Origin of the sequence: Methylorubrum populi, assembly GCF_002355515.1 — a bacterium.
GTDB classification, from domain to species: Bacteria; Pseudomonadota; Alphaproteobacteria; order Rhizobiales; family Beijerinckiaceae; genus Methylobacterium; species Methylobacterium populi_A.
Map to the genome: position 1 here is coordinate 5,664,288 of NZ_AP014809.1, position 26,122 is coordinate 5,690,409.

Annotated in this window: 22 protein-coding genes and 1 tRNA gene; 9 read left to right on the top strand and 14 right to left on the bottom strand. The window is 67.7% G+C overall.

The features are described 5' to 3' along the window. Positions 1 to 72: 72 nt before the first annotated feature. From tilS to MPPM_RS26380, 4 genes are all read right to left on the bottom strand, one after another. Positions 73 to 1,098 carry a tRNA lysidine(34) synthetase TilS gene (gene tilS, locus MPPM_RS26365; protein WP_096487609.1) on the bottom strand — a complete coding sequence of 342 codons (1,026 nt, stop codon included), beginning with the start codon at positions 1,096 to 1,098 and terminating at the stop codon, positions 73 to 75. Continuing rightward, positions 1,095 to 2,120 (bottom strand): tol-pal system protein YbgF, encoded by a 1,026-nt coding sequence (gene ybgF / locus MPPM_RS26370; protein WP_096487610.1) that lies wholly within the window; start codon positions 2,118 to 2,120, stop codon positions 1,095 to 1,097. The genes tilS and ybgF overlap by 4 nt, the downstream gene beginning before the upstream one ends. Before the next feature lie 171 nt (positions 2,121 to 2,291). After that, a complete protein-coding gene (gene pal, locus MPPM_RS26375; RefSeq protein WP_096487611.1) occupies positions 2,292 to 2,804 on the bottom strand; it encodes a peptidoglycan-associated lipoprotein Pal in 513 nt (170 codons plus the stop codon). A 397-nt stretch (positions 2,805 to 3,201) separates the two neighbouring features. Further along, a complete protein-coding gene (locus MPPM_RS26380) occupies positions 3,202 to 3,561 on the bottom strand; it encodes a hypothetical protein (protein WP_096487612.1) in 360 nt (119 codons plus the stop codon). A gap of 103 nt (positions 3,562 to 3,664) precedes the next feature. Between MPPM_RS26380 and MPPM_RS26385 the strand changes: the two genes are divergently transcribed. After that, positions 3,665 to 4,060 (top strand): response regulator, encoded by a 396-nt coding sequence (locus MPPM_RS26385; RefSeq protein WP_096487613.1) that lies wholly within the window; start codon positions 3,665 to 3,667, stop codon positions 4,058 to 4,060. A gap of 21 nt (positions 4,061 to 4,081) precedes the next feature. On the opposite strand, the gene MPPM_RS26390 is transcribed toward MPPM_RS26385, so the two are convergent. Then, positions 4,082 to 5,107 (bottom strand): WcbI family polysaccharide biosynthesis putative acetyltransferase, encoded by a 1,026-nt coding sequence (locus MPPM_RS26390; RefSeq protein WP_096487614.1) that lies wholly within the window; start codon positions 5,105 to 5,107, stop codon positions 4,082 to 4,084. A 47-nt stretch (positions 5,108 to 5,154) separates the two neighbouring features. On the opposite strand from MPPM_RS26390, the gene MPPM_RS26395 reads away from it, so the two are divergent. Then, positions 5,155 to 6,216 carry a GSCFA domain-containing protein gene (locus MPPM_RS26395; RefSeq protein WP_096487615.1) on the top strand — a complete coding sequence of 354 codons (1,062 nt, stop codon included), beginning with the start codon at positions 5,155 to 5,157 and terminating at the stop codon, positions 6,214 to 6,216. A 55-nt stretch (positions 6,217 to 6,271) separates the two neighbouring features. On the opposite strand, the gene hemC is transcribed toward MPPM_RS26395, so the two are convergent. Next, on the bottom strand, positions 6,272 to 7,201 hold the full coding sequence (gene hemC, locus MPPM_RS26400; RefSeq protein WP_096487616.1) for a hydroxymethylbilane synthase: 930 nt from the start codon (positions 7,199 to 7,201) through the stop codon (positions 6,272 to 6,274). Positions 7,202 to 7,433: 232 nt separating this feature from the next. On the opposite strand from hemC, the gene MPPM_RS26405 reads away from it, so the two are divergent. Further along, positions 7,434 to 7,509: transfer RNA gene (locus MPPM_RS26405), tRNA-Lys, on the top strand. Positions 7,510 to 7,939: 430 nt separating this feature from the next. On the opposite strand, the gene MPPM_RS28300 is transcribed toward MPPM_RS26405, so the two are convergent. Continuing rightward, positions 7,940 to 8,077 carry a hypothetical protein gene (locus MPPM_RS28300; protein WP_157914300.1) on the bottom strand — a complete coding sequence of 46 codons (138 nt, stop codon included), beginning with the start codon at positions 8,075 to 8,077 and terminating at the stop codon, positions 7,940 to 7,942. 301 nt (positions 8,078 to 8,378) lie between these two features. Here MPPM_RS28300 and MPPM_RS28305 point away from each other — a divergent pair, with 301 nt between their 5' ends. Then, the gene (locus tag MPPM_RS28305) at positions 8,379 to 8,684 is read left to right on the top strand and encodes a hypothetical protein (protein WP_157914302.1); all 306 of its coding nucleotides are present in this window, start codon (positions 8,379 to 8,381) and stop codon (positions 8,682 to 8,684) included. Positions 8,685 to 9,635: 951 nt separating this feature from the next. Here the strand turns inward: MPPM_RS28305 and MPPM_RS26410 are convergent. The 5 genes from MPPM_RS26410 to MPPM_RS26425 form a co-directional block, all read right to left on the bottom strand. Beyond that, positions 9,636 to 12,854 carry an efflux RND transporter permease subunit gene (locus tag MPPM_RS26410; RefSeq protein WP_096487617.1) on the bottom strand — a complete coding sequence of 1,073 codons (3,219 nt, stop codon included), beginning with the start codon at positions 12,852 to 12,854 and terminating at the stop codon, positions 9,636 to 9,638. A gap of 12 nt (positions 12,855 to 12,866) precedes the next feature. Further along, a complete protein-coding gene (locus tag MPPM_RS26415; RefSeq protein ID WP_096487618.1) occupies positions 12,867 to 14,600 on the bottom strand; it encodes an efflux RND transporter periplasmic adaptor subunit in 1,734 nt (577 codons plus the stop codon). An 82-nt stretch (positions 14,601 to 14,682) separates the two neighbouring features. Next, positions 14,683 to 15,015, bottom strand: coding sequence for a hypothetical protein (locus tag MPPM_RS28430; RefSeq protein ID WP_244573422.1), 333 nt, complete (start codon positions 15,013 to 15,015; stop codon positions 14,683 to 14,685). Between the two features lie 14 nt (positions 15,016 to 15,029). Next, on the bottom strand, positions 15,030 to 15,254 hold the full coding sequence (locus MPPM_RS28435) for a hypothetical protein (RefSeq protein ID WP_162296239.1): 225 nt from the start codon (positions 15,252 to 15,254) through the stop codon (positions 15,030 to 15,032). Continuing rightward, positions 15,254 to 15,628: a hypothetical protein gene (locus MPPM_RS26425; RefSeq protein WP_244573423.1), complete on the bottom strand. Its 375-nt coding sequence runs from the start codon at positions 15,626 to 15,628 to the stop codon at positions 15,254 to 15,256. Before MPPM_RS26425 ends, MPPM_RS28435 begins: the two co-directional genes overlap by 1 nt. Before the next feature lie 931 nt (positions 15,629 to 16,559). Between MPPM_RS26425 and MPPM_RS26435 the strand changes: the two genes are divergently transcribed. After that, on the top strand, positions 16,560 to 16,982 hold the full coding sequence (locus MPPM_RS26435; protein WP_244573424.1) for a hypothetical protein: 423 nt from the start codon (positions 16,560 to 16,562) through the stop codon (positions 16,980 to 16,982). Positions 16,983 to 17,153: 171 nt separating this feature from the next. Here MPPM_RS26435 and MPPM_RS26440 read toward each other — a convergent pair whose 3' ends face one another. Further along, positions 17,154 to 18,416, bottom strand: coding sequence for an MFS transporter (locus tag MPPM_RS26440; RefSeq protein WP_096487622.1), 1,263 nt, complete (start codon positions 18,414 to 18,416; stop codon positions 17,154 to 17,156). A gap of 302 nt (positions 18,417 to 18,718) precedes the next feature. Between MPPM_RS26440 and MPPM_RS26445 the strand changes: the two genes are divergently transcribed. The 4 genes from MPPM_RS26445 to MPPM_RS26460 all read left to right on the top strand — a co-directional run bounded on the left by MPPM_RS26445 (position 18,719) and on the right by MPPM_RS26460 (position 25,116). After that, positions 18,719 to 19,222 (top strand): YciE/YciF ferroxidase family protein, encoded by a 504-nt coding sequence (locus MPPM_RS26445; RefSeq protein ID WP_096487623.1) that lies wholly within the window; start codon positions 18,719 to 18,721, stop codon positions 19,220 to 19,222. A 452-nt stretch (positions 19,223 to 19,674) separates the two neighbouring features. After that, positions 19,675 to 21,171 (top strand): protein adenylyltransferase SelO, encoded by a 1,497-nt coding sequence (locus tag MPPM_RS26450; protein WP_096487624.1) that lies wholly within the window; start codon positions 19,675 to 19,677, stop codon positions 21,169 to 21,171. A gap of 179 nt (positions 21,172 to 21,350) precedes the next feature. After that, positions 21,351 to 23,006: a methyl-accepting chemotaxis protein gene (locus MPPM_RS26455; RefSeq protein WP_244573425.1), complete on the top strand. Its 1,656-nt coding sequence runs from the start codon at positions 21,351 to 21,353 to the stop codon at positions 23,004 to 23,006. 334 nt (positions 23,007 to 23,340) lie between these two features. Continuing rightward, the gene (locus MPPM_RS26460) at positions 23,341 to 25,116 is read left to right on the top strand and encodes an acetolactate synthase 3 large subunit (RefSeq protein WP_096488048.1); all 1,776 of its coding nucleotides are present in this window, start codon (positions 23,341 to 23,343) and stop codon (positions 25,114 to 25,116) included. Positions 25,117 to 25,182: 66 nt separating this feature from the next. On the opposite strand, the gene MPPM_RS26465 is transcribed toward MPPM_RS26460, so the two are convergent. Continuing rightward, the gene (locus MPPM_RS26465) at positions 25,183 to 26,088 is read right to left on the bottom strand and encodes a methyltransferase domain-containing protein (protein WP_096487625.1); all 906 of its coding nucleotides are present in this window, start codon (positions 26,086 to 26,088) and stop codon (positions 25,183 to 25,185) included. Between the last annotated feature and the right edge of the window lie 34 nt (positions 26,089 to 26,122).

A 26,122-nucleotide genomic window follows, 5' to 3' on the forward strand; every position in this document is an offset into this window, starting at 1 on the left:
GCCAATGTAGGCGGCGCCCCTTCGGTTGCCAAGTAAATCGGATGCGCCTGCGGCGAGGGTCACCACGCAGCGTTAGCGGCGCTCTCCGGCTGCCCTGCGCGGCGGCGCGGCGGAAAGGCGGATCGTCCCCTGTCGATCGGTCCCGATCAGCACCCCGCGCAGGGTCCGGCGAAGCGCCCTCCCCTCATGTAAAGCCGGCAGCAGCCCTTCGAGGACGAGGGTCTCAAGCCGCTCCAAGCGCTTCGGAACAGGGGGTTCGTGCTCCGGCGCGATTCTGTCGAGGGCGGCATCGAGGACGCGTATCACGATCGCTTCCGGCTCGCGGGACAGGCGAAGGCCGTCGAGGCGAAGCTCTTCGGCCTCGCTGCCTGCGATCTGCGACAGAACCGCGTCGGCGCGCTGCCTCAGCGCCGCATCGTCCCGCGCAGCGCGAATGGCGAGCCGGCCGAAGCGGGCCGCGTTCAGGCCCTCTCCGGCCAGCAATGGCAGAAGGTTGCGCAGGCGGGCTCGGGTGAAGCGATCGTCGGTGTTCGAAGGATCACGCAGGAAGGGAAGGTGGTGGGCCTCGCAGTAAGCGACGAGATCCGATTTCAGGATGCCGAGAAAGGGCCTTGCCAATCGGATCGCCGGTGACAGCGGGCGCTCGCCGCGCATGCCGGCGAGACCGGAGGGGCCGCTGCCCGCGATAAGCCGCATCAGCACCGTCTCCGCCTGATCGTCGAGGGTGTGGGCGGTGAGAACGAGGCCGGCGCCGATCCGGGCGGCATGATCGGTGAGAAGCCTGTAGCGCGCCCGGCGCGCGGCGGCCTGGATGCCGCTGTCGCGGCGCGGCGCGTTCCAGGTGAGAATCGTGTGGACGAGGTTGAGCTCGGATGCGAGGCGACCGACCCCGGCCGCCTCCTCGGCCGAACCCGCACGCAGGCCGTGATCGACGGTGGCGACCTGGACGCGGGCGCCTCCCGAGCGGGCCGCATGCATCAGCGCCGTCGAATCGGGCCCGCCGGAGACGGCGAGGAGGAGCGGTGACCGGGCCCTGTCGAGAAGCGGGGCGAGGGCGCGGGCGAGCCGTTCGTCGAGGGCGTCGGGCGCCTCGTTCAAGCGGCGCAGCGGGCGCGCTTCTGCTCCCGCTCGACGCCCTGGCGCACGCCGGCGCCCGCACCCGGAAACTTCCGCTCGACCTCGGCCAGAGTGGCGCAGGCCTGCGCCTTGGCGCCCAGGGCGTGCAGGGATGCGCCGAGCTTCAGCATGGCTTCGGGAGCGACGGGCGAGTTCGCGTAATCGGTCGAGACCTTCAGGAACTGCTCGGCGGCCTCGCGGGAGCGATTGCGCTGCAGGTAGCTCTCGCCGAGCCAGTAGGTCGCCTTCGGGACCAGCCGGTCGCGGGGATGCGATTGGATAAATTGGCGCAGGCTCATCTCGGCCTGCTCGTATTGCCGCTCGCGGATGAGGCTGTAGGCCGCCTCGAAATCAGCCTGCGCGTCGCCGCTGCCGGTGGCGGCGATGCTCGCGCCGCCCGCCGGCGCCTCGACCGGATTGATCGACCCGGTGCGCACGGGCGGCGGCGAGAGATCGACCGGCCCGCCGAAACCTGGGGGCGGCAGATCCGTGTCATCGGCCGTACCCACCTCCGCATCCGCCACCGTCGGCGGGACGGAGCGGCGCAGGGGCGCCTCGGCCTCGGCAATGGCGCCGGTCGGCAGCGGGAGCGAGGGCTGAGTCGTGCCGAGCGGCTTCGGAGCGCCCGGGGCGTTCGGGTTCTGGGTGGGGTCGAAGGCGTCACTGCGCTTGCCCGGTCGTCCCTCGCCGGGATTGGTGCCGTAGGGGGCGGCCGAGGGGGGCGATGCGGCGGGCGCTGGTGCCTTGCGGGCGGGTGCGGCAGCGCTCCCCTTTCCTTCCTGGAAGCGGAATTCGACGTCCTCCTGGAACTTCCGAAGCTGTTCCTTGAGCTGCCGGTTCTCGTACTGGAGCGTTTCGATCTGTCCCGACAATTGCCGCGAGACGTTCTCAAGGCGGTTCAGGCGCACCACGAGTTCGGATGCGTCCTGCGCCTGCGCGGCGCACAAGGCCGCCGACGAGATCGAGAGGCCGAGTCCGAGGGTCAGGAGGAGGCGGCGGAACATGGCGGCTGGCACCGATCAGTCATCTGGCTCGCGGCCGTCTTCGTGTCTCGCCAATCCTCCGCCTCGCCATCGCGGCCAGAGCGGATAAGGTGAATCACCGGACTTATGACGAGCCACGCTCACCCGTTAGCAGAAGGCCCGGTCGGCCGCAAAACCGGGCCTCGGCCCGTGTCAGGAGCCGGCGCCGCCGTCGAGGACGCTGACGGCGCGGCGGTTCTGCGACCAGCAGGAGATGTCGTTGCACACCGCCACCGGACGCTCCTTGCCGTAGGAGACGGTTCGCATCCGCGAGGCAGCAATGCCGCGGGAGGCGAGATAATCCTGAACCGTCTGCGCGCGGCGGGCACCCAGCGAGTAATTGTACTCGCGCGTGCCGCGCTCGTCGGCGTGACCCTCGATGAGGAAGCTGTAGCGCGGATATCGCTGGAGCCAGGACGCCTGCTTGTCGAGGGTCGCGGTGGCGGTCGGCGTGAGATCCGTCGAGTCGGACTCGAAGAACACCCGGTCGCCGATGTTCACGACGAAATCCTGGGCGCTGCCGGGACGTGCGACGCCGCCGGCGCCCCCTGCCCCGAAGCCGGAGGCGTCGGCGAGATCGCTGTCCTTGCTGCAGGCGCCGAGCCCGAGGGCGGCGCAGAGTGCCAGCGTCAGGGAAAGCCCACGAAAGCGCGCGGGTGTCGACATCGTCTGTCTCCTCACGGCCAAGCCGTGTCGGTTGTCCTTCCGGTGCTCGCCACGATCGCACGGCGACCGAGACCAACCCCGAATTGATGCTGGGATGAGACCTCGATGGCCGCACGCGGTTGCGCTTCGGCCGAGGACGTTCTCGTTCCAGGTGGTGTAGCCGCGGTTGGTTAAGTGTCTCTCACGGATGTGCTGAGGCCGCTGTCTGCCCGTGAGACGGGTCGCCCGGCGGGTGAAACGGCCGGGACGGCGAGATCCGAGACCGGTTCAAGCTCGACCGCAGCGCGAGGTCAGTGTTCAGCCAAGAATTGCGGCGTCCTGGGGGCGCGGGCCGATTCAGCGTTGCTTTGCCCGTCGATGTTGCGACGCAGCAACAGGTTGGTCAGCAAATCGGGTGTCAGGCCGCGCGCAAGGTGGCGATCGCGTCCCGGGCATGGCGGGCGGCGTGAACGGCGACGCCGAGCGGCACCGCGATCTCGGCGCCGCTGAGGCAGGCCCGCTCCAGGGCCGCGCAGGCTCCCGACAGATCGTGGAAGGAGAGCCCACCGCTCGATGAGACCAGGATGTGAGCGTCCTGCGCGAGCTGCGACGGTTCCAGCGCCGGCGGGTCGAGGCGTGCCGCGATCTCGCGGTCGAGGACGTCGAGCAGCTCCATGAGATGCGAGCGGCCGAAGAGGTCCTCCAGCTCGGCGAGCGTGTCGGTATCGAAGGCGGCCCCCCGGGGCAAGTCGGGCTGAGGCGGAGCGGGCGGATTCATTCGATTGCTCAGCTTTGCGAAAGATTGCTATGCAGCCGGCGAGTTAACGAAGCATTAACTGTTCAACCGTGTGATGAGCACACCCCGAAACCGGATAAGGGCCATGTGGTCAGCCACGACCGTGCTCATCGTCGAGGACAATTTCCTGTTGTTGGAGATGCTGACGCGGCTGTGCGAGCGGGAGGGCATGCGCGTTCTGGCCGCCTCCAGCGGCGAGGCCGCGTTGACGGTGTTGCGAGACGGAGGCGAGTCGATCGACTGGCTGTTCACCGACATCGTTCTGCCGGGCTTGATCGACGGCTGGACCGTCGCCGGCGCCTATCGCGAGCGACATCCGCAGCGGCCAATCGTTTATGCGTCGACGGCGGCGCAGGTCGAGGGCCGGACGGTCCCCGGCAGCATCTATCTCCGCAAGCCGTTCGAAGCGCGCGAGATTCAGGAGCTCGCCAGCGTGATGGCCGCGCACCCCGGTGACGGCAGGCGCCGCGCCGCCGGTTGAACGGGCGCGAGGCGGGGTGCCCTACCCTGCCGCGTCGAAGAGCGCGCGGATGCCGGGCTCCGTGTCCCACGCGTCGAGACGCGCGCAGGTGAGATCCTGCGGCCGGTGCCGGGCATAGAGAGCGAAACTCTCGGCGACGAATTCGGGCAGATCGAGCAGGCGCGGCGGCGCGCGGCGGCCATCACCCTTGAACAGAGTGGAGCCCGGCACGCCGTATCGCTCGGCGATTGCAGGCAGGACCGGCCAGACCGGTTCGGTCGTCAGCGTATCCGGGGCGTAGGCCTCAACGGGAATGTCGAGCGGAACGCAGCCTGATTCACGGGCGAGGCGCCGTGCCATGTCGCCGAGGACGTGAAGGCGGGGATGGTTGATGACGTGCATGAACACGCCGCCACGGCTCCAGACCGCGAATTCCCGATCCAGGCCGAACCCGACGTCGCGCGCCGTGCGCAGCAGATACTCCGCGCTCAGCTTCCAAAGGTCGAAATAGCCGAGGCGCTCGAAGACGGGCCCGGTGTAGAGCCGCAAGGTCGCCTCGACGCTGAGACCGAGGCGGTAGCCCTGGAGCGCGATCGCCGAGTGATACGGTCCGATCGGCGAGGCGATCAGCCGCGACAGCCGCAGGCTCGCCTCGTCGCCGACATGAACGAGATCGGGATGGAAGCCGGAAAACAGGACGGTCGGAAACAGCCGGAGACCGGGCACGCGCTCGGCCAGCCCGTGGACGTTGCCGCCCGCGACGAAGCCCACGGGAAAGAACTGCGAGAAGACATGGTCGGCCTCTCTCAGATGAAGCGCGAGCCGATCGATATGCCCGAACCGTGGGGCAAGCCCGGCAACGAGGATCGCCTCGACCTCGACGCCCGGCAGCAACAGGCGCAGGGACTGGGCGAGGCCGGTGGCTTGGCAATTGCCGATCACTGCGATGCGCGGGCGGCCCGGCGACCGTCGCCATGGTCTCGCCCAGGATCGCGAGGAGAACCGGCGCGCCGCAGCAGCTTGGACGGCCGGGACGATCGGCTTGAAAAGGGCGGGGAGCGGGGCCAAGCGGCGCGCGGCCTCTTGTGGGCGGGCGTGCAGGATCGGATCAGGCGATGAACCCTTACCGCGATCTACCGGCCGAGCGGTTCTGGCGCAAGGCGGTGGCGGGCGTGCCGCCCTTCGCCATCGATCCGGGTCCCCGCAACGTCTTCCGCATCGGTCGAACCGACAGGGTCGCGACCGCCGGCTCCTGTTTCGCGCAGCGCGTCTCGCAGGCGCTCGCACGCGGTGGTTTCCACTATCACGTCACGGAAACCGCACCGGACGGAATGAGTGCGGCCGACGCGTCGTCGCGCCAGTACGGCACCTTCTCCGCCCGCTACGGCAATCTCTACGGTCCCCGCCAGTTCGTGCAGCTCTTCGACCGCGCCTTCGGCGCGTTCGATCCGGACCTTAAGGCGTGGCGGCGGGAGGACGGACGCTTCGTCGATCCCTTCCGCCCGACCATCGAGCCCAACGGCTTTGCCGACGAGGCGGCGGTGATCGAAGCGCGCGACCTCCATCTCGCCCGCGTGCGCGAGCTCTTCGAAAGCCTCGACGTGCTGGTCGTGACGCTCGGCCTGACCGAGGGCTGGCGCTGCCGCGCCGATGGGGCGGCGCTCTCCCTCGCCCCAGGCGTCGCCGGCGGACGGTTCGACCCGGACGAGGTGACCTTCGTCAATGCCAGCACGGCAGAGGTGACTGCGGACGTGTCCGGATTCCTTGATCGCCTCTGGAGCGTGAACGCGGCAGCACGGGTCATCCTCACGGTCTCGCCGGTTCCGCTGATCGCGACCTATCGCGACGGGCACGTCCTCGTTGCGAACGCGCACTCGAAGGCGGTGCTGCGCGCCGCAGCCGGCGAGGTGTGCGAGCGCGGCGATCCGCGCCTCGTCTACTTCCCCTCCTACGAGATCATCACGAGCCACACCAATGGCGGACGCTACTACGAGGAGGACCAGCGCAGCATTGCCGAGGCCGGGGTCGCCCACGTGATGCGCACCTTCATGGCCAGCTTCTCGCCCGGATTAGGGGAGAAGCGGGACCTGCCGCCGTCCCATGCCAGCGAGGCGGAGTTCGCCGGCACGGCGGGTGTCGTCTGCGACGAGGAGACGATCGAGCGCAGCCTCGTCTGAGTAGGACCCGGACCGTCATCCCCAACGAGTTGACCGGCCGGCGTTCGTGACGACGCTACTTGAGGTGGGCGAAGTAGACGTCGCCCGCCGCCCGCTTCAGCTCGGCCCCGGCATCGCGGCCGATCGCATCGGCGTCCGCAGCCAAGCCTTCGCGGTGAACTGCCCAGTGGCGGCTGCCATCCGGCAGGAAGAGGAGGCCGTCGAGGGTGATGCGGTCACCCGCCACTTGCGCGAGCGCGGCGATGGGCGTGCGGCAGGAGCCGTCGAGTTCGGCGAGGAGGCCGCGCTCGGCATCGAGCGCCGTCGTGGTGGTGGCGCAGGCGACCGGCGCCAGCAACGCGCGGATCGCGCCGTCTCCGGCTCGACACTCGATCCCGAGCGCGCCCTGTGCCACGGCCGGAAGCATCTCCTCCACGGAGAGAACGCTGCGCGCGACGTCCGTCATTCCGAGCCGCTGCAGACCGGCGAGGGCCAGCAAGGTGGCGTCGCATTCCCCTGCTTCGAGCTTGCGCATCCGGGTATTGGCGTTGCCCCGCAGCGGCACGATGGTGAGATCGGGGCGGTGCATCAGCACCTGGGCCCCCCGCCGCAGCGACGACGTGCCGACGCGGGCGCCGGACGGCAGGTCGGCAAGCCCATTGGCCGAGCCCGCGCTCAGGAAGGCGTCGCGCGGGTCGTCCCTCTCCACGATGCAGGCGATCGTGAGCCCGTCCGGCAGCCACGTCTCCACATCCTTCATGGAGTGGACGGCAACGTCGATCGCGTCGGAAAAGAGCGCCTGCTCCAGCTCCTTGGTGAACAGCCCCTTGCCGCCGATCTCGGAGAGCGGCCGGTCGAGCACCCGGTCGGCGACGGTCGAAACGACGACGATCTCGGTCTCGAGGCCGGGATTGGCGGCCACGATCCGATCGCGGACCATGCCGGTCTGTGCCAGCGCCATCGGGCTGCCGCGGGTTCCGATTCTCAGGGGTCGTGAGAGAGTCATCCTCGCGCTTTAGCCGAGACGGCACCGCCCGTCACGATGGGCGCACATCCGTGCGGGCGGTTCGTCGAAGCGTCTGCCGAAAGGTTGTGCTCAAGGGCAGCCGAAGGGCCTTGCGCGACGCTTTGTCGGAAAACTTTTCGATGGGGGCTGGACAGGCCGTCCGCCCGTTGCTAATTCGCCGCCACCGCACGGGACTGGTGGCCCGGCGGTCCGGCCTCCCCAAAGAGGCTTCGGGCGCATAGCTCAGTTGGTAGAGCAGCTGACTCTTAATCAGCGGGTCCTAGGTTCGAACCCTAGTGCGCCCACCAATCACCCTAATCCTTTAGCCGACAGGCTGCTTACTGAACCGGAGACGGAGTAAGCAGATGGTTGGCGCGCTGAGCGCTTCAGCAATTCCGGCATTTCCGTGCAAGTATGGCGCTTTCTCGTTCGCTTTGCCCCTGGCGCAACACGTCACGGTGAAATGCTGAACTTCGATCCGCTGAGCTGGTCCAGATTTCAATAACCATCCTATCTCATTACACATCTTGCGCGAGTCTGGAGCGCATGCGCCGTATGATAACCCATTGGCTTGCAAATTTTTACGTTCAACATCATTATTAATTTCGTATTTGCCTGAGAGATATTTCGATCCGCAGTCTCCGCGTATTGGTTCTATTGACGGGCCAAGCGGTGATCGGATTTCAAAGTCGGTGCAGAGTCGGCCTCGCGCAGAACGATGCCGATATAGCCGACGAATTACACGCTCTTGGAGTGCTCGACGCAGCCCGCGATGATGGGCGTGCTGATGATGCCGCCGGTCTCGAACGCCTTGGGCAAGTCGAGGCTCGAGGGCTGGTCCGTCACCGGGGGCCGCGTGCAGTTCATCCATGACATCGCCGGCGATCCGCTTGCCCGCGTGGATCTGACTCGACCCCGGCGGTCGTAGCACCAATCCCTGTTCTCGATATCCTTGTGGCCGCCGATGATCAGCTACGCTCACAGCAGGCCTGCCGGCGGTGGACATACGGAGCGTCCGGCTGCTGGTCGCACCAAAGCAATGGAAAATTGTTTTGGCTCGCACGGCTGCATTCTGAGATCAAATCTGGTGTTGTTTTGCTAAATTTTTATCAATCTCAATATATGATCGTTATGAATCGCCTTACCAACTTATATATCAACTTAGGTATTTCTGGTAATGACGATGAGCAACAAAAGACAAGGCTTCCCAAAGGCAGATGAGATCGGTCGCATATTTCCACATGTGGGAAATTCAATTTGGTGTTGTGTTGCGGGGCGGACCGCGGTTGGCGCTGAGTTATCTGTCATCAGCGTCCTCGGCATCCCGCAGCGCTTCACGCTTGTGATCGTCGATACCGGCGAGCGCTTCTTGGCTGAGACTGTGCGCATGGAGGCGTGGACCATGTCCGTCCGCCTGCGGCCGGCCCCGGCATTCGGAGATGCCGAGCGGGCGCGGGCGCTTGCATCTGCAGCTATGAACTGAGGCAAGCTGATGAGGACGCCTGCGACGCTATCGATGGGGAGTGGGCGCATCGGGCCTTCCCTCCGTCTCGGTGCAGGGAAACTGTGAGGGCGGCTCGGGTGCAGGCGAGGAGAGTGCGAGCCGATGGACTGCGCTGATCGCGTCCGGCCCCCGCCGGCGCTCGCCGGCCGCTTTGCTGGTCTGCGGCGAACCGCGAAATAGTGCCAGGACGTGCGCGGTCGGCCGCTCGCGCGGCGGCTCCATCAGCAAAACCTATGGCTTCGCTGATGGTCGTAGTCGACCGGCTGCGTTCTCCCTAAGACCGGGCAACATCGCCGATATCAACAGGGCGCTCCTCTGTTGCAGGCGTTTGTCCCCACTCGACGCCGGATCGCCTGCCGACGGCGTAACCGGGTTGAGCGAATATTCGGCGACATCGAGAAATGGCGTCGCATTGCGCTGTGCTCGCTCCACCAGAACCGATCTGGTCCCAGTCGCGATCGCCGCCTGCATCCTCTCGGTGAGCTTAGGTGTGCTCAATTTTGTGCGTGCGCTAATCTTACCAAGCATTCCGCTGGCAGATGGTTCTCGATCTTATCGAATAGGATCACAGCATGTCACTACTCTGCCGGTTCAGGGCATCAACTGAACGTCGACCATATGATCGATCCGGCTCGTTGCGCCTGGATCGCCGCAAGCTGCCAACCCCAATCTGATCGGAATTCTCGCCGGACGGCCCACCTCGAACCAGTCGGTCAAGAGGCAGCCCAAGCGAGCGTCCTCGTGCTCACGCCCCTTCACCGTACCGGCACCGTCGAGCTGCTGGCCCCGCTCCGGACCGATCTCGGAACCGACTGCCGTGTTCTAGCGTGGCTCTCCCTTCCGTCCGATTGCGGTCACGACACGCTCGCGCGGATCGGCCGATACGGTTGATGGGATCCGACCCTCCTCGACGGAGAGCCGGATCTCGCATCAGAACGCCTCAAGCGGGGCGCTTTGCGGCGTTCCTGCGGCCGCCTCGGAGCGTCGACCGGCATCGTTCCGCAACCGCTCCAGTGGCTTCCGCCCGAAGGTCAGGAACAGGATCGGCGTCAGCACCGTGTCGAGCAGCGTGGCGCTGATCAGGCCGCCGAAGATCGTGACCGCCACGGGGTGCAGGATCTCCTTGCCCGGGGCGTCGGCGCCGATCAGCAACGGCACCAGCGCGACGCCGGCGGAGAGCGCCGTCATCAGGACCGGCGCGAGCCGCTCCAGGCTGCCCCGGATCACCAACTCACGCCCGAATGGCATGCCCTCGTGGATGGCGAGGTTCAGGTAGTGGCTGATCTTCAGGATGCCGTTGCGGGTGGCGATGCCGGTCAGCGTGATGAAGCCGATCATCGACGCCACCGACAGGGGCTGCCCAGCCAGCCAGAGCGCGGCCACAGAGCCGATCAGGGCAAGCGGAATGCTGCCCAGGATGATCAGCGTGAACACCACCGATCGGTAGCGGCTGTAGAGCAGCGCGAACACCAGGGCGAGCGACAGCAGCGAGAGAAGACCGATGGTGCGGCTGGCCTCGGCCTGGGCCTGGAACGAGCCCTCCAGCCGTGTGGTGTATCCGTTGGGCAGGCTTGCCGCGGCGACGTTCTCCTCGATGGCTCGAACGATCTTGCCGATGTCGGCGCCGGGCTGCGTGTTGGCCTGCACGACGATGCGGCGGCGGGCATTCTCGCGCAGGATCTGATTCGGCCCGTCGGTCTCCCGGATGTCGGCGATCTGGCGGGCCGGGACCCAGCCGGACGGCGTCTCGATCAGAAGGTCTCCGAGGCGCTGCGTGGTTCGCATCGCATCGGACAGGCGCATCACGACGTCGAAACGTCGGTAGCCGTCCACCACCCGCGAGACGACCTGGCCGTTCGAGAGGCGGCTCAACTGCTCGACCAGTGCGGCGGGCTGTACGCCGTAGAGCGCCGCGCGGTTGTAGTCGACGCGAATTTCGAGCTGCGGGATCAGCACCTGCTTCTCAACCTGCAGGTCGGCGAGGCCGGGGATGTCCGCGAGGCGTTGCCGCAGGTCCTCGGCGAGAGCCCGCAGGGTGTCGAGATCCTCTCCGAAGATCTTGAGCGCGATCTCGGCACGCACGCCCGAGAGCATGTGGTCGAGGCGGTGTGAGATGGGCTGGCCGACATTGACGTTGACCGGGAGCACGGCGAGGCGCCCGCGGATGTCGGCGACGAGATCGGGCTTCGGCCGGGCCCCCGGCTTGAGATCGATCTCCAGGTCGGAGGAGTGCACGCCCTCCGCGTGCTCGTCGAGCTCGGCCCGGCCGGTGCGGCGACCGATGGATTTCACGTCCGGCATGTCGAGAAGCAGGCGCTCGGCCACGAGGCCGATGCGGTTGCTCTCGGCCAGAGAGATGCCGGGGTTGAAGGTCATGTTGACCGTGAAGGAGCCCTCGTTGAACGGCGGCAGGAAGGCGCGCGGCAGGAAGGTGGCCGCGAGCCCCGCCGCCGCCACCGCCAGAGCCGCCACCGCGATGATCGGCCGGGCATGCCCGAGCAGGCTCCGCAGAAGGGCGGCGTTGCCGCGCTTGAGCAGCACGAGGAAGCGGCTGTCGTGCTCCTCCAGGCGCTTGAGCCCGGGCAGCAGATAGTAGGCGAGCACCGGAGTCAGGGTGATCGAGACGAGGAGGCTCGCCAGGATCGAGATGATGTAGGCTTGGCCGAGCGGCGCGAAGAGCCGGCCCTCGATGCCGGACAGCGCGAAGAGCGGCACGAAGACCAGCACGATCACCATTGTGGCGTAGACGATGCCCGAGCGCACCTCGTTCGAGGCCGCGATCACGACCTCGAAGACGCTCCGCGGATTGCCGGCCCGTCGATTCTCACCGAGGCGCCGGAAGATGTTCTCCACATCGACCACCGCGTCGTCGACGAGTTCGCCGATGGCGATGGCGAGGCCGCCGAGCGTCATCGTGTTGATGGAGAGCCCGAACAGGTGGAACACCACCGCGGTCGCCAGGATCGAGACCGGGATCGCCGTGAGCGAGATCGCGGTCGTGCGGACGTTCAGCAGGAAGGCGAAAAGGACGACGGCGACCACCATGATCGCCTCGATCAGCACCGTTTCGACGTTGCGGATCGACGTCTCGATGAAGTTGGCTTGGCGGAAGATGAGCTGGTCGGCGCGCACCCCCTTGAAGGCACAGGCCTCGCCGGGCGGTTCGGTGCCGAGCTGGCCCGGACCGCGCTTGTCGGCATCCGGCCCGCAGGCGTTGAGGCTCGCCGTGATCTCGGCGAGCGCCGCCTCGACCTCGCGGGTGAGGCGCACCGTATCGACGCCCGGCTGCTTCTCCACCGAGATCACGACGGCGGGTGCGCCCATGTAGCCGCTGTCGCCCCGCTTCACCCGGGCCGCGAACGATACGTCGGCGACCTGCCGCAGGTAGACCGGCCTGTTGTTGACCGTCGCGACGACCATGTTGCGCAGGTCATCGAGGTTCATGGTCCGTCCGAGATTCCGGATCAGGTACTCGCGGGCGTACTGGTCGGTGAACCCGCCGCCGGTGTTGGTGCCGAACTGCGCGAGCGCGGTTTCCAGCTGGGCATGGGTGACGCCGAGCGCCCGAAGGGCCGTGGGTTGCGGCGCGACGCGGAACTGGCGCACCTCCCCGCCCATCGGAATTACCTGGGCGACGCCGGGAATGGAGAGCAGGCGCGGGCGGATGGTGAAGTCGGCCAGCTCCCGCAACTGCATCGGCGAGACCGAGCCGCCGCTGAGGGCGACCATGACGATCTGGCCCATGATCGAGGAGACCGGGCCCATCATCGGGTTCACCGTGGGCGGCAGCTGCGGCCGCACCATCGCCAAGCGTTCCGAGACCTGCTGGCGGTTGCGGTAGATATCGGTGCCCCAGTCGAATTCGACGTAGATGACCGAGAGGCCGACGCCCGAGACCGAGCGCACCCGCGTAACGCCCGGCAGGCCGTTCATCTGCGTCTCGATCGGGAAGGTGACGAGTTGCTCCACCTCCTGGGGCGCAAGTCCCTCGGCCTCCGTCATGATCGTGACGGTCGGACGGTTGAGGTCTGGGAAGACGTCGACCGGGAGCTTGGTGACGGTGAAAGCGCCGTAGACGACGAGCACGGCGGCGAGCGCCAGCACGAGCAGGCGGTTGCGCAGGGACTGCGTGACGAGGAGCGTGAACATCGGCGTGCCTCCTCAGCGGACCTGATTGAGGAGCTCGGCGCCCTGGGTGACGATCCGTTGACCCGGAGCCACTCCCGACACCACCAGCACCCGCCCCGCATCGAGCGGTTCGACCCGCACCTCGCGCGGCTCGAAGCGCTCGGGCGCGGTGTGCTCGTAGACGATGCTCTGCCCGTTGCCGCCACGGACGACGCTGGTGCGCGGCAGGGCCAGCCCCTCCTGCTGCCCGTCGGTGGAGGCCAGCACGGTGATGAACTGTCCGGTGCGAAGCTCATGCGGCGCACCGACCACGGCGAAGTGCATCGGCACCGCCTGGCTGCGGTCGGCCAAGCCCGCCCCCATATAGGCGAGCCGGAGCACCCGCCCGTCGGCCATCCGGGCCGTGGCGTCCTGCCCCCCGGCCAGCGCGTCGAAGCTCAGGGCCTCCACCCAGAGGCGGGCCGGATCGACGATCTGGAAGACCTGTACCCCCGGGCTCGCCATCTGGCCCGCGACCGCGGTCGCCTCGGCGATGACTCCGTCGACGGGCGCCATCAGAGCCTCCGGCTGCTGACGGATATTGTCGAGGGCGGCGCGGCGGTCGAGCAGCCCCTTGAGCTCGGCCTGAGCGTCCTCGAGCTGCACCTGCGAGACGGAGCCGCCCGGCGCGAGCTTGCGGTAGCGCTCGACCCGACGTTCCATGATGGCGATCTGCTGGTCGAGCTCCCCCTGGCGCTGGCGCATGTCGGAGGCGTCCACCGCCTGCACCGGCGGCGTCACGTAGGCCAGCACCTCGCCCTTGCGCACTCGCGTCCCCAGGCGCGGAAAGATGCCGGATTCCGGAGGCGAGAGCCGGCCGCCGACGGAGGATTGGACGACGCCGCTGGCGCTCGGGTCGGGCACGATGCGCCCCGGCAGCTCGACGGTGCGGCGAAGCGTATCCGAGGCGGTCACGACGGTTCGGACCGCGAGCACCCGCTGGGTTGGTTTCGGCACGAAGATCGACCCGTCGGGTTGGCGTCGTGCCAAGTCCTGTCCGCCGGCGGACGGCGCGGCCATCGGCAGGCCCTGGGGCGAGGCGCGACCCTTGCCACCGTTGTCGTGCCCTTCGTCCGCGAAAGCGCGAGGAGCAAGAGCGAGGCCCACAACGAAGACGACCAGTGCCGTAGCGGGCAGGTAGCGTCGCCGGCGCATCAGCAGCGTGACCGCGACGCCGAGAACGAAGCCGCCGCCGCCGATGGCAATCGGCAGCGGGTCGGCCTCCTTGAGGTGGCGCTGGAAGTCGTGGGCCGCCGCGAGGCCGGCTGCCCAGGTGGAGGCGCCCGCCGCGAGCGGTGCCGGCGGCGCCTCCGGGACGGACAGCGTGACCGGGAACAGGTCGGCGTTGCCGTTCACCGTCACGGTGAACAGTACGTCGTGCTCGCCTGGATGCTGACTCCAATCGGCATTTAGCCCGTAGCTTCCGTCCGGAAGCGGCAGCGCTCTGGCGGGCCCTTCCGGTGTCTCCGCCTCGACGACGGCGTCCGTCACCGGTTCGTTGGAGCCTGCTCGATCGAGGAACACGACCAGCCTACCGCTGCGGGCGATGGCGACGAGTTCGAGCGCCTCGGTTCGCGACGAGCCGCGCGGCGCGGCCGTCGTCGGCGAGGCTTGCGCCTCGTTGGCGTGGTCGTGGCCCTCATGGGCGGCAGATATCGTCGGCGTCACGACCGACAGGCCGAGCGCAAGAACAGCCATCCGCAGGGCGGAGGCGGAGAGAACACGCATGGGAAAACCGAGCCTTCGCGAGAGAGAGGCTGGCGGCAGCCATCATGGGCCGCCGCTCAGAGCGCGCGTCGAAGCGCGAATCTCAGGCGAGGGTTCGAGGGGGCTCTGACGGGGTTTTGGGTGCCACGCTATCGAACGCAACCGTCGGAATGCCGATCAAGGTTCGGCCGGGCTGCGGGGCGAGCGTCACGGCAGCGAAGTCCTGGCGGACGAACGACGTGTGGCAGCAGCACAGACCGCACGGACCGGCACTTGGCTTGTCGCCACCCGGCTCTGCCTGATCTGCGATCTCGCCGACGGAGTCAGATCCGGAGGCGTCCGAATGCTCGAAAGCGGCGACAGAAGCATGGCCGATATGCGAGGCGCCCGCATGCGAGTGCCCGGCATCCGCCACCGCGAAGACGACGAGCGCCACGATCTGAAGGACCGTCAGCAGCGAGCGCCAATGGGATCGGGGGGCCGACATGATGCGGCGTACATAACATTTCCTGTCGCGTTGAGCATGAGCTTTTTTTCGGCAACCGGCCTGACCGACTTCATCGCGGCCTGAATCAGCCGCGCTCCGGCACCGCCGGCGCCTCTCACGAGGGCCCGTCCGAGATTGAACAGGCCCACATCGACGCGCTCAGCTCGGATCAGGGTGGACAGTGCCATCAGGCTCGCTTCGGCGCATCGTTTGAGCGCCGTTCGTGCAAGTCCCGATCCTCGGTGGGGTCGGCCCGCGCGGATTCCAACTCGTCGATCCGTTCGTCGATGGCCGCGCGGCAGGAGGCGTGTCCTCCGGTCGCAGAGGCGTCGCGGCCATCCGACGACGCGTTGAGCCTCAATCCGTCCTGGTCGATGGACATGTGCCAGCGCCGGACGGTCCCGTCGCGGGCGGTCATGGCGGCGGCGCACCGGTCGAGAAAGTCCAGTCTGGTCGCATCGCTTCCCGCAGACATCTGCAGGGCTTTACAGATCAGGTCGGTCTCCTCGCGCGTCAGCCAGACCGTGGACGTTCCGAAGCCGTGGCGCTCGGCCTCCGTCATCTCGCGCGAGAGGCGGGCCGCCAGGGCGTCGCGGGGCGTTTCGGAAGCAATTGCGGGCCGTCGTCCATGCATCCGGTTCGCCCTCCCTCTCGTCAGCCGACGAAGTCTCTCGTTAGTCGCGATTACCGGGGCGTTCGATTCGTGACATCCGGCGGGTCGCTGCAAGTAAACGCGAGGAGATCGTCCGAGATGCCGGGCTCGCAGCGCGATGAGAGCTTCGGCAGTGTTCTTTCGATCGCTTGCCGCCCGATCTCGATCGGCGCGGAAGCGATCGCCTTCGGATACCGAAAGCCGCTTGCCATCCAAACGGCCAAAGTGAAGGAAGGGACGAACCCTCGCGACGGTGGCTTCTGTTGGATGTCGTCGTCCGACGCAACGACGCTGCCGTCACGGTCTATCCGAGATGGATCGAGCGCCGCAGCGACTGCGCGCCTCGTCGTCCCCGATGAATTTTACACGCGATTTGCCCACGGGCCGCCGCTTCGAACGCGGCCGGCGCACCGGTCACCGATACGATGGGCGGTTCAATCGACGGATTCCTCAGGCGGAGGCGCACCTCTGCCCTTCCGCGCAGAGCGTCCCGACTTGATCCGATCCCGTGAGCGACGGCAGTCCCGACCACGGTTTCGGGCGGGATCGAGGGGAAGAGTGGGTCGGCCCGTCGAACGGGCCGACCCACCATCCGCTGGCCCGACATGATCAGCGCAGCGACCGCATTGGCATGACGAAATCCTCAAGCGTCAAGCTTCCACTGCCGCCTCTGACCAATTCGTGATCCGGTTCGGGTTCGCCCGACCGCTTCGTGTCACGGGGCCGGTGAGTGCGCGACGCTGCCGGACAGGGGACGACGCCCGTGCGATCCGCGTCTCGCCGGAACCAGCCCTTTCACGCGTTCCGATCCGGGCCGGAACGCGCCGATTTCTCGAATTGGATGGGTCGCGTGCACCGCTCGGCAACCGAGGCGTCGTACAACGAGAGCATGAATCTACCCGACTCCGAATTCCGACTGGTGGGCGTGGCCGCGGCGATCGGTGGCCTGGTGGTGGTGATGCTCGCAGGCGAACCTTCGGTCGCATCACTCGGTTGGGGATGCCTGGGCCTCTTCCTTTTCGGACTCTCCCGGCTGATGCCGCGTCCTCGGCCGAAGCCTGTGCTGGAGATGGCGCCGGTGGCGACGCCGACCGCCGTGGATGTGGCGGCGGGCGACAAACGCGGCGATCCAGCAACCGCGAAAGCAGGCGATGTCCATGCCGTGCTGCAGCGGACGGTGCGTGTCCAGCGCCCGGGCAATCCGATGATTGTATCGTCGGTTCTCCCGCGCTCCCGCGCATCGCGATCACCCTCGACCGGCTGACGCGCGCCGCGACAGCACACACCGAAGCCGGTTGATCCCCCACGATAGGGCGGCTCCGGGATTCGCTTCGATCAGACGCCGAACCCCGACGGGTCGATCGTGATTGGTCCAGCCCTCGTGAGAGATGGGACTTTGCCGCCACCGGGTCACGCATCTGCGGCGACCTGAACCTCACGTCCGCTCGGCGGCGCGGCCAATGCGCAGCACCGATGCGCCCGCGAGCACGAGCACCACGGCGACGGCGGCCAATCCGTCGCCGAAGCGCCCGGTCGCGTCGCGGATCCAGCCCATGAGGGCTGGTCCGGCGAAGCCGCCGAGGCTGCCGAGCGCGTTGATCAGCGCGATCCCGCCCGCTGCCGCGGTGCCGGTGAGCAACCGCGTCGGCAGGGTCCAGAAGGTCGGCAGCGCCGCGAACACGCCCAATGCCGCCGCGCTCAGTGCGATGATGGTCAGAAGCGGCGTTCCGGCCAGACTCGCGGCGAGCAGGGCGAGGCCGGCGGCCACGGTGGGGATGGCGACGTGGCGGACGCGCTCCCCCTTGCGATCGGAGCGCCGCGTCCAGGCGACCATCCCCGCCGCCGAGACGATGTAAGGCACGGCGGTGACGAAGCCCGTCGCTGTCGTCGTGAAGCCGAAACTGCTGATGATCTGCGGCAGCCAGAGGCCGACGGCGTAGAGGCCGGTGCTGAGGCCGAAATAGACGAGGCCGAGCCCCAGCACCCGCGGATCGAGGAGCGCGCTGCGGAAATGCGCCGTCCGGTTGGGCTGCCGACGGTGATCCTCCGCCATCCGCGCGACGAGGCTCGCTCGCTCGTCCGCGGTCAGCCAGGTGGCCTGTTCGGGCCGGTCGGTGAGGACGAACAGGGTCGCGAGGCCGAGGACCAGGCTCGGCGCCGCCTCAAGGAGGTAGAGCCACTGCCACCCTGCCAAGCCGAGCCGGCCGTCGGCGAAGCTCATGACGAGGCCGGACAATGGCGCGCCGATGGCGGCCGAGAGCGGCACCGCCATCATGAAGGTGCCGACGATGCCCGCGCGCTGCGCGGCGGGGAACCAATAGGTCAGATAGAGGATGATGCCGGGAAAGAAGCCGGCCTCTGCAAGTCCGAGGAGGACGCGGACGAGGTAGAACGACCATTCGCCCGTCACGAAGGCGGTCGAGGCGGAGATCAGCGACCACGTCACCATGATCCGCGCGATCCAGATCCGCGCGCCGACCCGTTCGAGAATGAGGTTGCTCGGAACTTCGAAGGCGACGTAGCCGAGGAAGAACAGCCCCGCCCCCAGTCCATAGGCCGTGGCTGACAGGCCGATGTCGCGATTCATGGTGAGGGCGGCGAAGCCGACATTCACCCGGTCGAGATAGGCGAAGAAGTAGCACAGCATCAGGAAGGGCAGCAGGCGCCGCGCCACCCTGCCCGTGAGCGCATCCGCCATCCCGTCGATCCGTCCCTTGGTTCGCCCGGCCTTCTCGGCTCCTCGAGCGCCGCGCGCCATCCCTACGCTTGGTCGTCGTAACGAACTTGCCGGCGGCGGGATAGACGACCTCCCGGTTCGGAGAGCCTCCGATGGCCACCCGCGGCGGAATCCGATCGAAGCGAATGATTCTGAGGGTGGGGGCGGTCGGTGACGAATGCGACGTCATCCGCCGTTCTTCGGAACCGGCTCCGCGCGGCTCGGCTTTTCCCGTCACGGGCCCTGTTCCCGCATGGCCCTCGAAGACGTGACAGGAGGACGCCATGGGTCTGTTCACGAAGGACATCAAGTCGCTGGACGACCTCTTCGTGCACACGTTGCAGGACGTCTATTACGCCGAGAACCAGATCACCAAGGCTCTCCCGACGATGATCGGGAAGGCGACGAACGCGCAGCTTCGCCAGGGCTTCGAGACGCATCTGCGTGAGACCGAGGGGCAGATCAAGCGCCTCGAGCAGGTGTTCGGGATGCACGGCCACAAGCCGAAGGCGGTCAATTGCCCGGCCATCGACGGGATCATCAAGGAGGCCAACGAGACCGCCGGCGAAGTCGCCGACAAGGAGGTACTCGATGCGGCATTGCTCGCGGCGGCGCAGGCCGTGGAGCATTACGAGATCGCCCGCTACGGCACTCTCGTCGCCTGGGCCAAGAGGCTCGGCCGCGACGACTGCGCCGCCGTGCTCCAGCAGACGCTCGACGAGGAGAAGGCGACCGACCAGAAGCTCACGGCGCTGGCCGAGAGCCGCGTGAACCAGAAGGCGGCTTGATCATGGCCGAGAGGGAGCGTCCCGCTCCCGAGGACCGTCCCGAGCCTCCCGCGCAGGGGCCGGTCCCGGGGATGGAGCGACCGCACTCCGATCCGCAGCCCGGTCCGCATTCCCCGCCTCCGCCCACGAAGGACGAGGTGCGGACTCCGAAACAGGCCGGGCGCGGCTGAGCCGTTCTTCGGGTGCGTCCGGTCGGCCGTTCTCGGTGAGTCGAGGGCGGCCGATCGTCGACAGAGCCCTCCCCCGGTCTATCAGATACGGTCCTGTCGATGGGATCCCGATTGCCCTCGAATAAGGGATAGGGATCACCCGGAGACCCGCTCCAGCCTCGAGCCACAATCCGCTCCAAAGGCCAACTCGCCTGATCCCGCCGAGCGATGGGCGTAAGCCTTGCACCCGTCCTCACGCTTTTCTTCGATCCGTTTCGAGCCCCATCCCGCGCCGGTACGCCGATGACTGTCCTCTTTCCCTTCGACAACAGCTACGCGCGCCTGCCGGACCGCTTCTTCGCGCGCGTCGCGCCGACGCCGGTCGAGACGCCGAGACTGGTGCGGCTGAATCGGGCGCTCGCCATCGATCTCGGTCTCGACCCCGAGCGACTCGAAGGTGCCGAGGGCGTCGCCGTTCTGGCGGGGCAGCATGTTCCGGAGGGGGCGGAACCGCTCGCGGCGGCCTATGCCGGGCACCAGTTCGGGCAGTTCGTACCGCAACTCGGCGACGGGCGTGCCATTCTCCTCGGGGAGGTCGTCGATCGCGACGGGCGCCGCCGCGACATCCAGCTCAAGGGTTCGGGGCCGACGCCGTTTTCGCGCCGGGGCGACGGGCGCGCCGCCCTCGGGCCCGTGCTGCGCGAGTACCTCGTCAGCGAGGCGATGCACGCGCTCGGTATCCCGACCACGCGCGCGCTCGCCGCGGTCACCACCGGGGAGCGGGTAATCCGCGAAACGGTGCTGCCCGGTGCCGTCCTGACCCGCGTCGCGTCGAGCCATATCCGGGTCGGCTCGTTCCAGTTCTTCGCCGCCCGCGGCGACGTCGAGGGGCTGCGTCTGCTGGCGGACCACGCCATCGCGCGCCACGATCCGGCGGCCGCCGATGCCGGGAACCCCTACCGCGCTTTCCTCGAAGGCGTCATCCGCCGCCAAGCCGAACTGGTCGCCCGCTGGCTCACCGTCGGCTTCATCCACGGCGTGATGAATACGGACAACATGTCGATTGCCGGCGAGACCATCGACTACGGTCCTTGCGCCTTCCTTGATACCTACGACCCGGCGACCGCCTTCAGCTCTATCGATCGACATGGGCGCTATGCCTACGGCAACCAGCCGCGCATCGCCCTCTGGAACCTCACCCGGCTCGCGGAAGCGCTGCTGCCGCTCCTGTCCGATGACGAGACCCAGGCGGTCGCGGAGGCCGAAGCCGCACTGACGGGCTTCGCGGGATTGTTCGAGGCCGCCTATCACGGCGGGCTGAATCGCAAGCTCGGGCTCGCCACCAGCCGGGACGGCGACACCGTCCTCGCCGGCGATCTCCTGAAGACGATGTCCGAAAACGAGGCCGATTTTACCCTCACCTTCCGGCGCCTCGGCGACGTCGTGCCGGAGGCTGGAAGGGATCCCGAACCGGCGGCGGTCGAGGCGGTGCGGAGCCTCTTCATCGATCCGACCGCGTATGACCGCTGGGCCGAGCGCTGGAACCGCAGGCTCGCCGAGGAGCCGGGCGACGCCGCATCACGGCGCTTGCTGATGCGGACGACCAATCCGGCCTTCATTCCGCGTAACCATCAGGTGGAGGCCATGATCGAGGCCGCGGTCGAGCGACAGGATTTCGCACCGTTCGAGACGCTGCTGACAGTTCTTGCCCGTCCCTACGACGATCAGCCTGACTTCGCGCGGTACGCGGAGGCTCCCGAAGGTGGCGGGCGCGGCTATCGGACCTTCTGCGGAACCTGAGGGAGAATCATTTCCTTGCACTATCCTGTCATCTACAAGAAATGATGAATATAAATTCCACAGCATATGTTTGTTTTGAGTCTTGAATAGGTTTATTTTCGCTCAACAATTCGGTAACATTACATCCTTACTTCCGTCCTCGATCTATCATCTTCTACGATGTGCTCGGGGAATTCCTTATGGCGAAAGCCGACCGCTCGCCTCAGTCGGTCCGATTGTCCCTTGCGGCCCGGGTTGCTCTGCTGGGCAGCCTCTTCGTCTTGGTCGCAACCCTCGCGGTCGGCGGCAACCTGCTGCTCGAGGCGCGCGCCGTGATGCATGCCCGGGCCGGCGATTCGCTGGACAGCTCCATGCGTCTGCTCCGGGCAGGGATGGAACCCGCGGCCGGAGCGAACGCCGATCTCAACGCCGCCGTGGACCGCGTCGCGAACGTTACCGGCGGCACCGCAACCGTCTTCACGGGCGAGGTCCGTTCCGCCACCACGGTGCGCAAGGCCGACGGCAGCCGCGCGGTCGGCACGCGGCTGGCGCCGGGCCCCGTCCACGACACCGTGCTCGGTCGCGGTAAGACCTATCGGGGTGAGGCGGACATCCTCGGCACGCCCTACCTGACCCTCTACGAGCCGATTCTCGGTGCGGATGGTCACGTGACCGGCATTCTCTACGTCGGCCTGAAGCGAGCGGACGTTCTGGCCGGGTTCGATCGCATGACCCGCCAAGCGATTCTGGTCGGGGGCGGCATGATCGCGGCGGCGTTGACCCTGCTCTGGCTCGGCATCCGCAGGACGCTGCGCCCGCTCGACGGATTGGGGCGCACGATGACCCGTCTGGCCGAGGGCGATGTCGCGGCAGAGGTGCCGGGCCTGAGCCGGCGCGACGAGATCGGCGCCATGGCCGCCGCGGTGCAGGTGTTCAAGGAGAGTTTGATCCGCACCCGCGAACTCGAACGGGAGGGCGCGCTCGCCCGCGCCGCCTCCGAGGACGAGCGCAAGCGCGCCCTCGGCGCCATCGCCGAAGGCTTCGAGCAGGCCGTCGGCGGCATCGTCGATATGGTCGCGTCCTCCGCCACGGAGTTGCAGGTGACGGCCGAGACCATGGCGGCGACGGCGCGGCAGACCGCCGGCCGGTCCGGACAGGTCGCCGGCGCGGCGGAGGAAGCTGCCTCGAATGTCGGCACCGTGGCGGCGGCGGCCGAACAGCTCGGTGCATCGGTGCAGGAGATCGGCCGGCAGGTGTCGAACTCGTCGGACCTCGCCGCGAGCGCGGTTTCCGAGGCCGATCGCACCGCGATCCTGGTCCATGAACTCGACGCCGTCGTCAGCCGGATCGGCGACGTCGTCGGCCTGATCGCGACCATCGCGGGGCAGACCAACCTGCTCGCACTCAACGCCACGATCGAGGCGGCGCGGGCGGGTGAGGCCGGCCGCGGCTTCGCCGTGGTCGCGGCCGAGGTGAAGGAGCTTGCCAACCAGACCGCCCGCGCGACCGAGGAGATTTCCGGACAGATCGGGCGTGTTCAAGGCGCGACGGGGCAGGCCGTTGCGGCGATCGGCGGCATCACCGCGCGTATCCGCGAGATCAGCGACGTCGCCAACGGGATCGCGGCCGCGGTCGAGCAGCAGGGCGCGGCAACGCAGGAGATCGTGCGCAACGTCGCCCAGGCGGCCAGCGGCACCGGCGCTGTCACGTCGAACATCGCCGGCGTGGCGCGGGCTTCCGAGGAGACCGGGGCTGCGGCGGCCCAGGTGCTGTCCTCCGCCTCCGAATTGTCGCGGCAATCGGAGCATCTCAGTGCGGAAGTGGACCGCTTCCTGCTGACGGTGCGGGCGGCCTGAGGCGGGGCGGCGGCGCAGTGGCGTTCGAATGCGAGCTTTGCCGCCGCAAATACGAGCGGCGCGGATTGACGGACGGGTACGTATCGCTTAATCCGCGCCCCTCACTTGCTGAGAGTCACTCGCCAGAAGTCGGCGAGGAAGCGGCGAACGGATCGACGATGCGCACGGTTCTTATCGTAGTGGAAGCGCCACGGACGGGGCGGGCTTGATCTCAAGCCCGACAGGCCCGGTCGGTGGCGCATGCAGGGTCCCCTAGGGGCCCTTTTTTATTGCGCGAAATCCAACGGGCCGGCATGCGGATCGGAACACGAAGAACGGATTGATGGAGGAGTCGATGAGCGGCGAGGTCATGACCGGGGCCCAGATGGTCATCCGGGCGTTCCAGGATCAGGGCGTGGACACCCTGTTCGGCTATCCGGGCGGTGCCGTGCTTCCGATCTACGACGCGCTGTTCGACGAGACCACGATCAAGCACGTGCTGGTGCGCCACGAGCAGGGCGCGGTCCACGCCGCCGAGGGTTATGCGCGCTCGTCGGGCAAGGTCGGCGTCGTCCTCGTCACCTCCGGCCCGGGTGCCACCAACATCGTCACCGGCTTGACCGACGCGATGCTCGACTCGATCCCGCTCGTCGCCGTCACCGGCCAGGTGCCGACGCATCTGATCGGCTCGGACGCGTTCCAGGAATGCGACACCGTCGGCATCACGCGCCACTGCACGAAGCACAATTACCTCGTCAAATCGATCGAGGATCTGCCGCGCATCCTGCACGAGGCGTTCTACGTCGCGAGCCACGGCCGCCCCGGCCCGGTCGTCATCGACCTGCCGAAGGACGTGCAGTTCGCCACCGGCGTCTACGAGCGCCCGAGCCGCAACGGTCACAAGACCTACAACCCGCCGGTCCAGGGCGATTCCGAGAAGATCCGCGCCGCGGTCGAGCTGATGGCGGGCGCGCGCCGTCCGATCTTCTACACCGGCGGCGGCGTCATCAATTCCGGACCGGAAGCCTCGCGGCTGCTGCGCGAACTCGTGGCCGAGACCGGCTTCCCGGTGACGTCCACGCTGATGGGCCTCGGTGCCTTCCCGGCCTCCGACGACAAGTTCCTCGGGATGCTCGGCATGCACGGCACCTACGAGGCCAACCTCGCGATGCATGATTGCGACGTGATGATCAACATCGGTGCGCGGTTCGACGACCGCATCACCGGTCGCCTCGACGCCTTCTCGCCGTACTCAAAGAAGATCCACGTCGATGTCGACGCCTCGTCGATCAACAAGGTCGTGAAGGTCGATATCGGCATCCTCGGCGATTGCGCCGCGGTGCTGGACGAGATGCTCGCCCAGTGGCGTGCCCTGCCGAAGCAGCCCGACAAGGCGCGGATGGAGGACTGGTTCAACAAGATCAGCCGCTGGAAGTCGCGCGACTGCCTCGCCTACTGGCCGTCGGGCACGATCATCAAGCCGCAATACGCGGTCCAGCGCCTCTACGAGGCGTGCAAGGACCGCAAGACCTTCGTCACCACGGAGGTCGGCCAGCATCAGATGTGGGCGGCGCAGTATTTCAAGTTCGACGAGCCGAACCGCTGGATGACCTCGGGCGGCCTCGGCACCATGGGCTACGGCCTGCCGGCGGCGATCGGCACGCAGCTCGCCAACCCGGACGGCCTCGTCATCGACATCGCGGGCGAAGCCTCGATCCTGATGAACATGCAGGAGCTCTCGACGGCGGTTCAGTACCGGCTGCCGGTCAAGATCTTCATCCTGAACAACGAGTACATGGGCATGGTGCGCCAGTGGCAGGAGCTGTTGCACGGCTCGCGCTACTCGCAAAGCTACTCGGAGAGCCTGCCCGACTTCGTGAAGCTCGCCGAGGCCTACGGTGCCAAGGGCATCCGCTGCGAGAAGCCGGGCGAGCTCGACGCCGCAATCCAGGAGATGCTGGCCTATGACGGGCCGGTGATCTTCGACTGCGTCGTCGACAAGACCGAGAACTGCTTCCCGATGATCCCGTCGGGCAAGGCGCATAACGAGATGCTGCTGTCCGACTACCTCGGCGAGACCGGGGTGGAGCTCGGCGACGTCATCTCGGCCGAGGGCAAAATGCTGGTCTGACCAGGCCGGCCCTCTGTCTCGCGGCGCGGAGCCATGGATCGGACACTTCGAACGGCGGGGTCGGGCCTACCTTCCGAGGAAGGCCCGCCGCCAGCGCTTCGGAAGCTGCTGACCGATCCGCTGCGGCCAAGTCGGCCGCGGCAACGCGCCGTGGCGGTCCGGGTCGAGGCGCGGCACGGTCGCGGCGCGCTCTTCCGCCGGCCGGTCGGTGCGCTTGCGCAGGAGCACGAAGAACTCGCTCTCCCGCGGGCGGGTCGGCTCCAGGGCCGCGCACTCGAACGGCAGCAGGTCGAGGCCGATCAGCTCCGCCAGGAGTTCGGCGAAGCTGAAGGGCGTGAACACCGCGCAATGCACATCGACGGACGCGCCGGTCTCGGCGAGGCCGGCGGTAATGGAGAGCGCTTCGACGGGTCCCCCGCTGATCGGCTGGAGGGGCACGGGCCGGCCGTCCCAGACTGCACCGGCATCGACCGGGGTCGTCCGGGCGAAATGCTCGTAGACGGTGGCGAGCGGTGGCCTGCGCAGGCCGGCGAGATGGGCGGCGATCAGTGCGCCGGCGGTCGTCGGTGCGCGGAAGTGGTCGAAGGTGAAGCGCTTGTCGGGCACGATGAGGCAGAACACGCCGCCCTCGCGCAGGGCGTCGCCCGCCTCCCGCAGCCAGCCGATGGAATCGGGTACGTGCTCGACGACGTGCGAGGCCACGATGTAATCGACCGGCCCACGGGGACCGAGCGCCTCCGCCAAGCCGCCCTCCCCCAGCACGATATCGACGGGATGGATGCCGTCGGTACCCGCGGGGCCGAGCGTCGGATGGCCCTGGTACTGGCGGCGCAGTTCGTCCGTCGGCAGATGGTCGGCGTAGAGCACATCCCCCTCGTCCTTGCGGATGAGTGGGTTCGTGAGCGGGCCGATCTCGACGCCGGTTCGGCCCTGCGGCAGGACGAGATTCAAGACACGCTGGCGCCGATCCATGGCGCGGCCGGTATCACGCCACCGGCAGGCGGGT